Source organism: Pseudonocardia hydrocarbonoxydans, from assembly GCF_006539565.1.
In the GTDB taxonomy this organism is placed as follows: Bacteria; Actinomycetota; Actinomycetes; order Mycobacteriales; family Pseudonocardiaceae; genus Pseudonocardia; species Pseudonocardia hydrocarbonoxydans.
Genome location: NZ_BJNG01000029.1, coordinates 18,487 through 32,160, shown reverse-complemented (window position 1 = coordinate 32,160; position 13,674 = coordinate 18,487). Strand labels below are relative to the sequence as shown.

Annotated in this window: 13 protein-coding genes and 1 pseudogene; 10 read left to right on the top strand and 4 right to left on the bottom strand. The window is 74.7% G+C overall.

The features are described from left to right. The coding region (locus tag PHY01_RS16995) for a hypothetical protein (RefSeq protein WP_373865362.1) at positions 1–1,356 on the bottom strand (1,356 nt) is incomplete at its 3' end. Between the two features lie 118 nt (positions 1,357–1,474). Here PHY01_RS16995 and PHY01_RS16990 point away from each other — a divergent pair. Genes PHY01_RS16990 through PHY01_RS16980 form a run of 3 tightly spaced genes read left to right on the top strand, consistent with a single transcriptional unit; the run spans position 1,475 to position 4,495 of the window. Further along, complete coding sequence (locus PHY01_RS16990; RefSeq protein WP_218030195.1) at positions 1,475–3,376, top strand: 4-alpha-glucanotransferase; 1,902 nt, start codon at positions 1,475–1,477, stop codon at positions 3,374–3,376. Beyond that, the gene (locus PHY01_RS16985; RefSeq protein WP_246085961.1) at positions 3,369–4,121 is read left to right on the top strand and encodes a 2-keto-4-pentenoate hydratase; all 753 of its coding nucleotides are present in this window, start codon (positions 3,369–3,371) and stop codon (positions 4,119–4,121) included. Before PHY01_RS16990 ends, PHY01_RS16985 begins: the two co-directional genes overlap by 8 nt. 8 nt (positions 4,122–4,129) lie before the next feature. Next, a complete protein-coding gene (locus PHY01_RS16980) occupies positions 4,130–4,495 on the top strand; it encodes an RNA-binding S4 domain-containing protein (RefSeq protein ID WP_141279840.1) in 366 nt (121 codons plus the stop codon). Between the two features lie 66 nt (positions 4,496–4,561). On the opposite strand, the gene PHY01_RS16975 is transcribed toward PHY01_RS16980, so the two are convergent. After that, on the bottom strand, positions 4,562–5,464 hold the full coding sequence (locus PHY01_RS16975; protein WP_141279838.1) for a choice-of-anchor P family protein: 903 nt from the start codon (positions 5,462–5,464) through the stop codon (positions 4,562–4,564). A gap of 14 nt (positions 5,465–5,478) precedes the next feature. Then, positions 5,479–6,240 (bottom strand): L,D-transpeptidase, encoded by a 762-nt coding sequence (gene ldtCP / locus PHY01_RS16970; RefSeq protein WP_246085960.1) that lies wholly within the window; start codon positions 6,238–6,240, stop codon positions 5,479–5,481. Positions 6,241–6,534: 294 nt separating this feature from the next. Between ldtCP and PHY01_RS16965 the strand changes: the two genes are divergently transcribed. Continuing rightward, positions 6,535–7,497 (top strand): threo-3-hydroxy-L-aspartate ammonia-lyase, encoded by a 963-nt coding sequence (locus PHY01_RS16965; protein ID WP_141279834.1) that lies wholly within the window; start codon positions 6,535–6,537, stop codon positions 7,495–7,497. Here PHY01_RS16965 and PHY01_RS16960 read toward each other — a convergent pair. Then, the gene (locus PHY01_RS16960; protein ID WP_141279832.1) at positions 7,487–8,467 is read right to left on the bottom strand and encodes a zinc-dependent alcohol dehydrogenase family protein; all 981 of its coding nucleotides are present in this window, start codon (positions 8,465–8,467) and stop codon (positions 7,487–7,489) included. The two genes, PHY01_RS16965 and PHY01_RS16960, sit on opposite strands and share 11 nt — an antisense overlap. A gap of 107 nt (positions 8,468–8,574) precedes the next feature. On the opposite strand from PHY01_RS16960, the gene PHY01_RS16955 reads away from it, so the two are divergent. The 6 genes and pseudogenes from PHY01_RS16955 (at position 8,575) to PHY01_RS16935 (ending at position 13,646) form a co-directional block, all read left to right on the top strand. Continuing rightward, positions 8,575–9,066, top strand: a complete 492-nt coding sequence (locus PHY01_RS16955) for a DinB family protein (RefSeq protein WP_174824130.1) — start codon at positions 8,575–8,577, stop codon at positions 9,064–9,066. Positions 9,067–9,268: 202 nt separating this feature from the next. Further along, complete coding sequence (locus tag PHY01_RS26595) at positions 9,269–10,087, top strand: thermonuclease family protein (protein WP_170183856.1); 819 nt, start codon at positions 9,269–9,271, stop codon at positions 10,085–10,087. 94 nt (positions 10,088–10,181) lie between these two features. Continuing rightward, positions 10,182–10,535 (top strand): annotated as a pseudogene (locus PHY01_RS28240) (DUF6194 family protein); the annotation flags it as partial. 55 nt (positions 10,536–10,590) lie between these two features. After that, the gene (locus PHY01_RS16945; RefSeq protein WP_246085959.1) at positions 10,591–10,944 is read left to right on the top strand and encodes a response regulator transcription factor; all 354 of its coding nucleotides are present in this window, start codon (positions 10,591–10,593) and stop codon (positions 10,942–10,944) included. Between the two features lie 44 nt (positions 10,945–10,988). After that, positions 10,989–11,360, top strand: a complete 372-nt coding sequence (locus PHY01_RS16940; protein ID WP_141279829.1) for an STAS domain-containing protein — start codon at positions 10,989–10,991, stop codon at positions 11,358–11,360. Positions 11,361–11,420: 60 nt separating this feature from the next. Then, positions 11,421–13,646, top strand: coding sequence for a LuxR C-terminal-related transcriptional regulator (locus PHY01_RS16935; protein WP_141279827.1), 2,226 nt, complete (start codon positions 11,421–11,423; stop codon positions 13,644–13,646). Positions 13,647–13,674 lie beyond the last annotated feature (28 nt).

Below are 13,674 nucleotides of genomic sequence, written 5' to 3'. Positions count from 1 at the left end.
CGGCGCCGGGGTCGCGGTCGGCGCCGGGGTCGCGGTCGGCGCCGGGGTCGCGGTCGGCGCCGGGGTCGCGGTCGGCGCCGGGGTCGCGGCCGGGGCGGACACCGCGGTCGGGGTATCGAACAGCAGGTCGGGATCGGCCGCCGGGAAGGCCACGGGGTCCTCGACGGGCGGCTGCACCGGGATCGGGCCGGTGTGCTCGTCGGAGGCGGGGTCCGTCGGGTCGTCCTGGTCGGCGCCGCGCATCACGGTCGCGCCGACGGCGACGCCCGCACCCGCACCGACCGCGGCGACGGAGGCGGGTGCCCGGTCGTCACGCTCCACCGCGTCGCCGGCCGGCGGTGGCTCGACGGGCGCCGGGGCCACGGACGGGACGTCCTGCTGCACCTTGTCGGCGCCGGTCCCGATGACGGTGAGTGGAGCGGTCCCGTCCGAATCGGGGACTACGTTCGACCCCTGCGCTGCGTCCACCGCGGACGTGTCGTCGGGGTCGATCGCCTCACCCTGCGGAGCCGGCGCGTCGCCGGGTTCCGGTGCGTCGGAGCGGGTCGAGCCGTCCGGCACGTCGACCGGGGACTCCTCGGGGCCGTCCGTCGCCCCGTCCACCGACCGGAGCACCGCCGACGGACCGGCATCGGCCGGCGGGGTGGTGGTCGTCGCGACCGGGGAGAGCCTCCCGGTCCGGGTGCGGGACGCGGTGAACGGGTGCGGCTCGTCGGCCGGGTCGGGGCGGCGGGGCGGGCGGCGGAGCAGGGTCAGTGCGGGCACCCGGCGCTGCTCGACCGGCTCCGGCTCCGGCTCGCCGGACCCGGTGATCTGCGCGGCGCGCCGCCACGGCACGTCGTCGCCGAGGGGCGCCACGGCGCGGGCCGCCACGACGGGCTCGGGCTCGGCGGCGGCCGCGCCGGCGGGCTCGGCCTCGACGCCGGCGGCCTCGTCCCCGCCGTCCCCGGCAGCGGCCGACCCGGAACCGGCCGACCCGGAACCGACCGACCCGGAACCGGCGGACCCGGCTCCGACGGGCTCGGAGTCGACGGCCCCGGACTCGACAGCGGCGGACTCGACAGGGGCGGGCCCGACAGCGGCGGACCCGGCACCGGCGGACCCGGCACCGGCGGACCCGGAGCCGACAGCCTCGGCGCCGGCGGGATCGGCGTCGGCACCGGGCTCCTCGGCGAGCGGTCCGTCGGCGACCGGAGCCGGCTCGGTCCCGGCGCGCGCGGCGACGAGGTCGGCCACCGTGCGCGGGCCGGGCGGCACGGCGCGCTCGGTACGCCTGCGCTGCAGCAACAGGCCGAGGAGCAGGCCGAGCAGCAGCAGGACCGCCACCGCGATCAGCACCACCGGAAGCGTGATCATCTCCGGTCTCCCGTGGGTCGATCCCAGAACCAGACCGGGCCGGTCCGACCCGCAGAACCTAGCATTCTCGTGATCACACACCGTGATGTGACGCGGGTGTCGGGCGAACGGGAGCAGTGTGGACCAGGAACTGATCGAGCTGGCCGCCGCGCACGGCGTGGCCACCGGTTACCGCGACGGCGACCGCCGCCCCGTGACCGTCGACGAGGACGTGGTCGTGCGGGTGCTCGGCCTGCTCGACGTCGACGCCGCGACCCCCTCCGCCCGCCGCGCGGCGCTGCAGAAGGCGCGGGCCGACGCCGACCGGCTGCCCGGCACGATCGCCGTCCGCACCGACCGCTCCCGCGCGCTGCCGGGCCCGGCCGTGCTGGTCGACCCCGACGGCGGACGCCGCGACGTCGACGAGATCCCGGCCGGTCTCGCCCCCGGCTGGTACGGCCTGGAGATCGGGGACCGCACGGTCACGGTGGTCGTCGCCCCGCCCGCCCTGCCCGACGCCGAACGCTCCTGGGGCTGGATGCTGCAGCTCTACGCGCTGCACTCGGCGCGCTCCTGGGGCATCGGCGACCTCGGGGACCTCCGCGAGTTCACCGCCTGGACCGGCGCCGAGCACGGGGCGCGGGCGGTGCTGCTCAACCCGCTGCACGCGTTCACGCCCGTGCCGCCGGTGCAGCCGTCGCCGTACACGCCGTCGAGCCGCCGGTTCGGCACACCGCTGGCGCTGCGGATCACCGATCTCGACGCCTACGCCCGCGCCGACGCCGCCACCCGCGCCGAGGTCGACGCCCTGGCCCCGGCGCCGACCGACCGCATCGAACACGACCGGGTGTGGGCGGCGAAGCGCTCGGCGCTGGAGCTGCTGTGGCGCGCCGAGGGCCGTCCCTTTCCGGATGTCGAGCCCGACCTCGCCGAGTTCGCCACGTTCTGCGCCCTCGCCGAGCGCCACGGCGGCCGGTGGAGCCGCTGGCCCGAACACCTGCGTCGCCCCGTCGTCGAGGACGGGCCGCGCACGGCGTTCCACGCCTGGGTGCAGGCGCAGGTCCAGCAGCAGCTGCGCGAGGTCCGCGACGCCGCGCGCGCGGCGGGGGTCCGCATCATCCACGACCTGGCCGTCGGCTGTGATCCCGAGGGCGCCGACGGCTGGGCGTGGGCGGACGTCCTGGCGCTCGGCGTGCGCGTCGGCGCCCCGCCGGACGCGTTCAGCCAGCAGGGACAGGACTGGGGGCTGCCGCCGTGGCGCCCCGACCGCCTCGACGCCACCGGGTACGCCGCCTACCGCGACCTGCTCCGCGCCCAGCTCCGCCACGCCGACGGGCTGCGCATCGACCACGTCGCCGGGCTGTGGCGGCTGTGGTGGGTGCCGCCGGGCGAGTCGGCCGACCGCGGCACCTACGTCCACTACGACGCCGAGGTCATGCTCGCCGTGCTCACGCTGGAGGCGCACCTGGCGGGCGCGCTGGTGATCGGCGAGGACCTCGGGACGGTCGAGCCGGAGGTCACCGCCGGGCTGGCGGAGCGGCACATGCTGGGCTCGTCGGTGCTCTGGTTCACCCGCGACCTCGACGCCGAGGGAGAGCCGCTGCTGGACCCGGCCCGCTGGCCCGACGACTCCGTCGCCACGATCTCCACCCACGACCTGCCCACGGCCGCCGGCTTCCTGCGCGGTGAGCACGTGCGGGCGCGGGCCGAGCTGGGCCTGCTCGACGACCCGGTGGCCGAGGAGAAGAAGGCGGCGGCCGACCGGGCCGAGCTGGTGGCGCTGCTGCACGGGCACGGCTTCGCCGGGGAGACCGACGAGGAGCTCGTCGTGGCCATGCACGCGCTGCTCGCCTCCACCCCCGCGCGGCTGGTGCTCGTGTCCCCCTACGACGTGATCGGCGAGGTGCGCCAGCCCAACCTGCCCGGCACCGTCGACGAGTACCCCAACTGGCGGCTGCCGCTGCCGGTGACGCTGGAGGAGCTGTACCGCGACCCGCGCGTCACCGCCGTCGTCGACGCCGTGCGGGCAGGCCGTGGCTGACGCGGCACGCTGCGCCGAGCTCCTGTGGGCGGCGTGGCGGCGCGGGGAGCGGATGACGGCCCTGCCCGAACCGCCCGCCGACGAGGCCGCGGGGATGGCCGTGCAGAACGCGCTGCGCCCGCTCGTCGGGGAGTCCTACGGCTGGAAGATCGCGGCGACGTCGGCCGCCGGGCAGGCGCACGTCCGCGTGTCCGGGCCGTTGCCCGGGCCGCTGTTCACCCGGTTCCGCTTCGCACCCGGCGACGTCCTGCCCTCGCACGACCTGCACATGCGGGTCGCGGAGGCCGAGTTCGCGTTCCGCCTCGGCGCCGACGTCCACCCCGGTGACGACGTGCTCGCCGCGGTCGACGCGCTGCATCTCGCGGTGGAGCTGCCGGACTCGCGCTTCGTCGACTTCGCCGCGGTCGGGCCCGCCCAGCTGCTCGCCGACGCGGCCTGCGCGAGCCGGTTCGTGCTCGGCCCGGAGGTGCCGGACTGGCGCGGGCTGGACCTGTCCACAGCGGGGACAGCCCTGTGGATCAACGGTGCGGAGGCGGCCCGCGGCACCGGGGCGGCCGTGCTCGGCGACCCCCGGACGGCGCTGGCGTGGCTCGCCGCGGAGCTGCCCCGGTTCGGGCACCGGCTGCGCGCGGGCGACGTGGTCACGACCGGCACCACCACCCCGCCCCCGACGGTCGGGCCGGGCGACGCGGTCCGCGCCGACTTCGGCGAGCTGGGCTCGGTCGGCTTCACCCTGCGGGCATAGTGGTCGGCGTGGAGTCGAGCCGACTGGACCGCTGGCTGTGGGCGGTGCGCCTGACCAAGACCCGCCCGGACGCCGCGACGGCCTGCCGGGCCGGGCACGTCCGCGTCAACGACCGGCCCGCGAAGCCGGCCACCCCGGTGAGCCCGGGCGACGAGGTCCGCGCGCGCGTCAACGACGTCACCCGGGTCGTGGAGGTGGTGCGGGTCCTGCCGCGCCGCGTCGGTGCCGCCGACGCGGCCACCTGCTACATCGACCGGACCCCCGCTCCCCCGCCGGAGATGGCGATCCCGGTGGCCCGCCGCGACCGCGGCGCGGGCCGCCCCACCAAACGCGAGCGCCGGGTGCTCGACGAGTTCCGCACCGGCGGGCTCTGACCCTCCGGGGCGCCCGTCGCCCCCCGCCGGTGCACGGCGGGGGGCGACGGTGGTGCGGGAGTGCGATCAGCCGGTGACGGGGAGGCTGGCCTCCACGACCGTCGGCGCGGGGGCCTCGGTGTCGGCGTCGTCGGTCTCCTCGGCGTCGTCGGCGTCGTCCTGGCCGTCGTCGCCCTTGTCGCCGAAGTCCTCGTCGTCCTTGCCGTCGTCGTCGACGTACTCGGTGCAGGTGGCGACACCGATCGTGACGGTCTGCAGCGCCTCGTCGAGGCCGCCGCCCAGCGCGCCGGTCAGCTCCGAGACGACGTCGTTCTCGGTGAGCAGGTCGGTGCCCAGGTCGACGCCGAGCGCGTCACCGAGGATCGGCAGCGCGGCGCGGTCGTCGGCGTCGAGGGTCTCGTTGACGGCGTCGTCGCGGCCGGGCAGGAGCTTCAGCTCCGCGCCGGTGACGGTCAGCGAGCCGTCGGCGTTGCGGACCTGGTCGTTGAACACGACCGTGGCCAGCGGGGAGAGGTTGATCTCCGTGTTGGGGACCGGGGTCTCCGGGAGGGGCTGGCCCAGCAGGGTCCCGTTGACGATCTGCAGCCCGGACAGGTCGGGGTCGGCGTCCTCGCAGTAGGTGCGGATGAGGTCGGCGCGCAGGATGTCGAGCAGCTCCACGCGCGCGACGCTGGTCTCCGACCTCGCGGCCTCGGCCGAGGCGTTGAGCACGCCCACGAAGATGCCGTCGGCGTCGGCGTCGGAGGTGCGCTCGCCGAGGCCCAGGACCTCCTTGCTGACCGGCTCGCCGTCGACGGACTCGACGCCCGCGGGGAGGGGGTCGATGTCCAGCAGGCCGGAGGCCGAGATCGCGTACGCCGAGTCGACGAACGACTCCTCGTCGTCGGCGAAGGCGGGAGAGACGCCGAAGAGCAGCGTGGCCCCGACGGCGACGGTCGCCCCGGCGCCGACGATCTTCTTGTTCCTCACGTGCGTGTACCCCTTCAGTTCTGGTCGATCATGACGAGCGTGCCGAGCGGCACCTCGACGAGTTCCTCGAGCGCGTCCTGCGGGACGCGGATGCAGCCGTTGCTGGCGGCGGTACCGAAGCCGTCGGCGGTGGGCCAGGTGTGGATCGCGACGGTGCCCGGGCCGCCGCCGAAGGTGTCGAGCGTCGGGCTGTGCGTCCCGAGCGGCAGGATCACCGGCGAGAAGTCCTGGGCGGCGTCGGTGAACGCCCCGAGGATGAAGGTGCGGCCGGCGGGCGTGGGGGTGTCGGGAGCACCGATGCCGATCGTCCACTCCCCGACGACGGACTCGTCGCGCAGCAGCTGCATCGTCATCGAGCCCAGGTGCACCTCGACGCGGTACGGCGTGGTGGCGCGCTCCATGTCGGCGGCGCGGACCCAGCCGGTGGAACCGAGCGGGCGGGACGGCAACAGGATCTGCACCCAGTCGCCCTGCTCGGCGATCACCGGGAACCAGACGTCGCCGAACTGGGTGGGCTCGACACGCGCGATCGGGACGCCGTCCGGCGCGGCGTGCACCGGCGTGCGGCGCTCGGGGTGCACGACCACTCCGTCGGTCGGCGCGTCGGCGGACGGGTCGACCGGTGCGCCGTCTATCACGCCGTAGGTGTCGGCCAGCGGCAACGTCGAGACGTCGACGACCGGGGGTGCGTCGGAACCCGCGGTGGACGCCGGGCCGCTGCCGAGGAACGTGAACCCGAGGACCACCGCGAGCACCAGGGCGATGCCCCCGACCACCCACGGGAGGTACCCCGGACGGGACGGCGCGTGCCGACGGTCCGTGCGGACGGGGAGAGAGTGCCGAGTCATGACCCACCCAACCGGGGCAGTGCGAACGGGGACGGAGTCGCAGAAGAGTGACGAATACCGCTCACTGAGTGCGACGAACAGAACATACCGGGCACCGCTGCGTGCAGACGAGGTACCCCGACACACTCCGTCGTCGGGTGGACGCGCTGCGAAAGGTTCGGCACGAACACCCCAACGAGGGGTTCTCGATCGAGTGACGGGGGAATCCCCGAGAATCGTTCGGTGACCACGCCCCCCACCGCCGACAACGTCCGCGCGGCCGCCGCCCGCCTGGCCGGGCACGCCCACCGCACCCCCGTCCTCACCTCCCGCCGGGTCGACGAGGAGCTCTTGACCTCGGTGTTCTTCAAGTGCGAGAACTTCCAGCGAATGGGTGCGTTCAAGTTCCGCGGCGCGTTCAACGCTCTGTCACGATTGGGTGACGACGCGCGCCGGAGCGGTGTCGTGGCGTACTCGTCGGGCAACCACGCGCAGGCCGTCGCGCTCTCCGCGCGCATCCTGGGGATGCCCGCGACGATCGTCATGCCGCACGACGCGCCGGCGTCGAAGGTCGCCGCCACGCTCGGCTACGGCGCCGAGATCGTGCGCTACGACCGGTTCACCGAGGACCGCGCGGCCATCGGGGCGGCGCTCGCGGCGCAGCGCGGGCTGACCCTCGTCCCGCCCTTCGACCACCCCGACGTCATCGCCGGGCAGGGCACGGCCGCGCTGGAGCTGTTCGAGGACGTCGGCGAGCTCGACGCGCTGTTCGTCTGCCTGGGCGGGGGCGGGCTGCTGTCCGGGTCGGCGCTGGCGGCGGGCCTGCTCTCACCCGGGTGCCGGCTGCACGGCGTCGAGCCCGAGGCGGGCGACGACGGGCAGCGCTCCTTCCGCAGCGGCGGGATCGTGCACATCCCGACGCCCGACACGATCGCCGACGGGGCCCAGACCCAGGCGCTGGGCGAGCTGACGTTCCCGATCATCCGCCGCGACGTCACCGACGTGCACACGGTCTCCGACGCCGAGCTCGTCGACGCCATGCGCGTGTTCGCGAGCACGCTCAAGATCGTGGTGGAGCCGACCGGCTGCCTGGCCTTCGCGGCGCTGCGCCGCCTCGCCCCGGCGTTCCGAGGGCAGCGGGTCGGGGTGATCGTCAGCGGCGGCAACGTCGACCTGGACCGCTACGCCGCCCTCCTCACGGCCTGAGGACGATCTTCCCGAACTGCCGGTTGGACTCCAGGTGCCGGTGCGCCTCGACGACCTGGTCCAGCCCGTCGAAGACGCGGTCGACCTGCGGGGTGAAGTCGCCGCCGCGCAGCCCGGCGGTCACGAACGCCGCCGCCCGTCGCAGCCGCTCCTCGTCGCGCGTCATCGCGAACAGGGTGAAGCTGCGCATGACCAGGTCCGGCAGGGTGTGCGTCGGGTAGAGCGTGGGCTGCCCGGAGAGCCTGCCGTGGATGACGATGGTCCCGTTCGGCCGCATCGCCTCGGCCATCTCGGCGACGGCGGGCCCGGCGACGGCGTCGAACACGACGTCCAGGCCGCGCCCGCCGGTGATCTCCCGGGCCGACTCGCGCAGGTCGTCGGTCCCGCTGACGATCACGTGCGCCGCCCCGGCCGCGCGCAGCTCGTCGACCTTGTCGGCGCTGCGGCTGACCGCGATCGGCACCGCACCGATCCGGGCGGCCACCGCGATCGCGGCCAGCCCGACGCTGCTGGTGGCCGCGGTGATGAGCACGGTGTCGGCGGGCCGCAGGATCCCCGGCTCCAGCAGGCCCGCGTAGATCACGAGGTAGGGCATCCACACCGCGGCGCCGGTGACCTCGTCGACGGGCCGGGGCACCAGCGCCCGCGCGGGCACGATCGCCTGCCGCCCGTAGACGGTGTAGTCGTTCATCGAGAACGCCGGCACCACGCTCACCGCGTCGCCCACCGCCCAGCGCGTGACGCCCTCGCCGAGGGCCGCCACCGTGCCCGCCGCCTCGTACCCGAGGCCCGCCGGCAGCACCGTCGGCTCGATGTAGTCGCCGCGGCGGAACATCGACTCGGCCCGGTTGAGCCCGATCGCCGCGATGTCGACGAGCGCCTCCCCCGGCCCGGGCGGCCCCAGGTCGGCGTCGACGACGTGCAGGACCTCGGGCCCGCCCAGCCCGGTGAAGCGCACGACTGCGGTCATGCGTCCCACCGTGGCCCACGGGCCCGAGGTCCGGCAACTGTCCGATCAGGCACTGTCCGATGAGACTGCAGGCGCTCGCCGAGCGGATACGCCCTAGCGTGCGACGGATGAGACGCGTGCCGTTCGCCGCCGACGAGAAGACGAGCCTGTACGTCGCACTGGACCGCCACCGCGACGTCGTCGTGTGGAAGCTCGACGGCCTCGACGACGAGCAGCTGCGGCGGCGGGTCACCCCGTCGGGCATGAGCCTGCTGGGCCTGCTGAAGCACCTGATCTTCGTCGAGGACGGCTGGTTCTGCGGCACGTTCGGCCGCCCCGTCCTGGCCGCACCGTTCGACCCGGCCGATCCCGACGCCGACTGGCGACCCGGGCCGCACGAGAGCCCCGCGGTGCTGCTGGCGGCCTACGCCGAGACGCGCGCCCGCGCCGACGCCGTGGTCGACGAGCTGGCCCTCGACGACACCGGCACCGCGTGGTCGGGCGAGACCGTCACCCTGCGCTGGGTGCTGGTGCACATGGTCGAGGAGCTGGCCCGGCACGCCGGACACGCCGACGTCATGCGGGAGCTGATCGACGGGGCGACCGGCGAACATCCCTGACCGTGTGCGCTGCTAACGACTACCGGTATCGCGTCGAAGCACGGTCGTGGGGATCGGTCGTGGGTGGGCAGTGGTGATCGGAGCGGCGCTCCTCGTGGGCGCCTGCACGGAGAGCGGTGGGTCGGGCGACGCCAGGGTGGTGGCAGCTCCGCGGTCGACTCCGACGACGACGACCACCACCGCTGCGGTAGGGGAGGCTCAGGTGCGGGCCGGAGCGCCGGACACCGGCGACGGCGACGGCGACGGGTTCGGAGCGAGCCTCGCCCAGATGTGGCAGTCGGTCGTGTCCGCCTGGGACGCGCTCCCCTCGTTCGACGTCCCCGACGCCGTCACGGCCACCTGCGGCGACGCCGGCGACGGCCCGTACAGCGGGCTACCGGGGTGCGAGGCGGGTGGAGAACGGACGACCGTGGAGCGGGTCGTCGATGGCGACACCGTCCTGCTCGACGACGGCCGCGAGGTGCAGCTCATCGGGGTCGACGCCCCCGAGGCGGGCACCTGCGCGGGCGACGCCGCCACCCGACACGTCCGCGCTCGGGTGCTCGACCGCTCGATCGTGCTGCACACCGAGCCGGGTGCAGGGCGCGACCGCTCCGGCCGACCGCTGCACTACGTCCGCTACGACGGGCCCGACGACCAGTACGACCTCGGCTACAGCCTGGCCTTCAACGGCCTGGCCGTGTCGTACCCGGCGTACCGCGGGAACGACCGCTACATGGCGAACATCGCCGAGGCGGTGGCCGGCGCCCCCGCCCCGCCCCGCTGCCCGGCGCCGTCGACACCGCAGGGCGAGCCGGACGACGACCACCGAACCGCAGCCGCCGCATCGCCGGCGCCGCGGCCGGCCGTCGGGATGCCTGCGGCGACCACGGTTCGCGCGCCCGCACCCCGGGACGACGGCGCGGCCTACTTCACGAACTGTTCGGCGGCCCGGGCGGCCGGAGCGGCGCCGATCCGGCGTGGCGAGCCGGGCTACCGGTCCGCGCTCGACCGCGACGACGACGGGGTCGCGTGCGAGTGAGGGCCCCGGGGTCGGCACCCTCCCCGACCGATAGAGTGATCTGCCTCACATCCATGGCCGCAGAATCCCGGCTCCCGGACCTACCGTCCGGCCCATGGACATCGAGGAGATCCGGCGCCACATCGTCGACAGCCTGCCCGGCACCGACGTGCTCGAGGCCTTCGGGGACCTGTACTTCGTGCACGATCCCCGTCGCGACCTGCCGGACGCGCGGAAGGTCCCCTGGGCCACCCTCGTCACGTCGAACGCCCACGACGAGTTCTCCGACCTCGACCGGCCCGGGGTCTTCCGTCTCAACGTCGGCCTGACGAAGGCGGAGTTCGCCCGGCTGTTCCCCGAGGAGTGCCCGCACGACCCGGCCGCGCTCGACGTGCTCCTGCCCCACCCCGTCTACGGCCGCCTGCGCTGGGCCTGCGTCCTCAACCATCCACTCCGGTCACGTCCCGGAGCGGTACGGCCCCGGGCAGCACGTGCTGGTGTCCGGGCCGCCCACGGTCTCCCGCGTGCGTGCCGCGCTCGACGCCGGTGCGCGCGGCTACCTGTTCCCGCGACCCGCCGGGCTGCCCGCCCCCACCTCGGACGACGTACCCGACGAACCCGGGCCCCGGTGGCCGCACGGCGTGGCGCCGGTGGTGCCGGTGGAGACGGCGGACGGCATCGGATCGCACCTGTCGGCGCGCGAGGTCCAGATCGTGCAGCTGGTCGCCGACGGGCGCAACAACTCCGAGATCGGCCGCGTGCTGGGTGTGTCGCCGCTGACGGTGAAGAGCCACCTCTCCCGGATCAGTGGCCGGCTCCGGGTCACCGACCGTGCCCAGATCGTGCTGCTGGCCCTGCGCGCCCGCGTGATCCGGTGACGCGACGGCGACGCACGCTCCCCGGCCGGGTCTAAGGTCCCCGGATGGGAACCCCCGAACCCCGTCTGCGGGTGACGGTGTCCGGGCACTGGCCGGTCGTGGTGCTGGCCTGCCGCGGCGAGATCGACCACGAGACCTACGACCTGTTCGCCGACGGCGCGTTGCGGGCGCTGGCCGGCACGGAGCCCGACGTGGTCGTCGACCTGGCCGAGGTGGCCTACTGCAACACCAGCGGACTCAAGGTGTTGCGCCACGCCGCCGACCACGCCCGCGCCCACGGCAGGCGGCTGTCCGTCGCGACCGGCGGCAACGCCGGGCTGGCGCGGGTGACCGGGGTGGCGGACGGCCTGACGCTGGTCGGGGATCCGTCCGAGGTGTTCGACTCCGTCCACGAGTCGCCGCCGGTGGAGCGCTGAGGCTCCGGCGAGATCGCGCGACGACCTCTGTTCCCTGGCGAGCGGCGCTACCGTTTCCTCATGGACGAGGGCCGCGCGGACGTCGCGCCGGTGCCGCTGCCGCTGACCCCGATCCTCGGACGCGACCGGGAGGTCGAGGCGGCGCGGGCCCTGCTGACGACGCAGCGACTGGTCACCGTGGTGGGTGCGGGGGGCTGCGGGAAGACCCGGCTCGCGATCGAGATCGTCGGAGTAGTCACGGACGTCGTCTTCGTCGACATGGCGCCGATCACCGAGCCGGAGCACGTGCTGCCGACCATCGCCCGCGCCCTCGGGCTGCGCGAGGCCGGTGCCCAGCCAGTGTCCACGACGTTGCTCCGACACCTGCTCGACCGAAGGGTCTTGCTCCTGCTCGACAATCTCGAACACCTGCCGGACGCCGCCGCCGGGATCACCGACCTCCTCTCCCGGTGTCCCGCCGTCCGGGTGCTCGCCACCAGCCGATCACCCCTGCGCGTGCCCGGGGAGCAGGTCCTGCAGGTGGATCCGTTGCCCGTACCCGACCTCCGCGCCCCGGTCGGGCCCGACGACCTCTCGACATGCCCGAGCGTCGCGCTGTTCGTCGCCCGGGTCGGCGCCGTACAGCCTGACTTCACCCTCACCGCGCAGAACGCGCGCGCCGTCGCCGAGATCTGTTGCGCACTCGACGGCCTGCCGCTCGCCATCGAGCTGGCAGCCGCGCAGGTCCGCCCGCTCGGTCTGTCGGAGGTGCTGGCGCGCACCACGGAGCAGTTCTACACAGTGCAGGTCCCCTCGCGGATGGCACCGGACCGGCACCGCAGCCTCGCGAACGCGGTTGCCTGGAGCGTGGCGCTGCTCGATGACCGGGCGATCACGCTGTTCCGCCGGTTGTCGGTCTTCGCCGGGGGCTGGACCGCACACGCCGCCCAGCAGGTCTGCGGCGAGCCTGGCGACGACGTACTCCCGGCGCTGGCGACGCTGGTCGAGCACTCACTTGTCGACGCGGTGCACAGCGCGACGACGGTGCGCTACCGGATGCTGGAAACGCTGCGCCGGTACTCGGCCGGGATGGCGCGGGACGCCGGCGACCAGGAGGTCGTCCGGCTACGGCACGCCGACTGGTGCCGGTCCCTCGGATCCCGCGTGTCCGCCATGGAGGGGGCTGACGAGACCGCCGCCCTCGACGCCGCGGAGGCGGAGCTGGACAACATCCGGGCCGCGCTGGACAACTGCGGGCAGACCGGAATCTCGGCCGGGCTGCGGCTGGCGGCCGACCTCTACTACCTGTGGGACATCCGCGGTTACCTCACCGAGGGACGGGAGCACCTGCGCCGCCTGCTCGACCGGCACGACACCGCGTCGGACCCCGTGGCCCACTGGTGGGCCCTCCAGTCCCTCGGCCTGCTCCTGCTGTGGCAGGACGAGCACGGCGCCGCGCGCGCCGCCCTGGGCGCGGCAGCCGCGCTCGCGGAGGAACACGGCAACGCCGGTGGCTGGGCCTGGTGCGCGGGCAATGTGGCGATCTCCCACTTCATGCTCGGCGACGTCGACGAGGTCGTCCCGCTCGCCGAGCGCGGGCTGGAGATCGCACGCGCGGTGGGCGAGACGATGCCCCTGCGCCGGGCGACCTGCGGCCTCGGGCTGGTCCGGTGGGCGCAGGGCCGCCGCGACGAGGCGGTCGAGCTGCTCGAGGAGAACGCACGGTTGAACCGAACCTCGGTGTGGGGTAGCGGGAAGTCGAGCTACTTCCTCGGCTGGATCGCCTACCTCGACCACGACCTGGACGGGGCGGGCGACCGGTTCCGCACCGGGGCGGCGGCGTTCGAGAAGGTCGGGGACCACCGGTCCCTCCCGGACTGTCTGGACGGGTCGGGCTGCGTCGCCGTGGCCCGCGGCGAGCACCCCGAAGCGCTGCGGCACTTCGCCCGGGCGGCGGCCCTGCGTGAGCGGGCTGGATCACGCCGCAACGCCTACCTCCGCTCGCACTGCGATCCTGCCGAGGCACGTGCGCGAACGGCTCTCGCCGACACCCCGTCACCGGGCGTCACGCCTCGCGAGTACGAGGTCGCCCGCCTCATCGCCGAGGGCTTCACCAACCGTCGCATCGGCCACCGGCTGGGGATCAGTGAGCGCACCGCCGAACGACACGTCGAGAACCTGCGCGGCAAGCTCGGCGTGCACAGCCGTGCCCAGGTCGCGGCTTGGGTGTCCGGTACCCAGTCGACACCGTCCCGGTCGGCGGCGGGTATTACCGATGGCGACCACCGGCCGCCGGCGATGTACTGATCCGGTCGGGTCCAGGACACCGACGGAA

What these genes read in the sequence shown, in the direction of transcription:
- PHY01_RS16955 (WP_174824130.1), top strand. Translation starts at nt 8,575, where the DNA reads ATGAGACGCGTGCCGTTCGCCGCCGACGAGAAGACGAGCCTGTACGTC.
- PHY01_RS16960 (WP_141279832.1), bottom strand. Translation starts at nt 8,467, where the DNA reads ATGACCGCAGTCGTGCGCTTCACCGGGCTGGGCGGGCCCGAGGTCCTG.
- PHY01_RS16940 (WP_141279829.1), top strand. Translation starts at nt 10,989, where the DNA reads ATGGGAACCCCCGAACCCCGTCTGCGGGTGACGGTGTCCGGGCACTGG.
- PHY01_RS16935 (WP_141279827.1), top strand. Translation starts at nt 11,421, where the DNA reads ATGGACGAGGGCCGCGCGGACGTCGCGCCGGTGCCGCTGCCGCTGACC.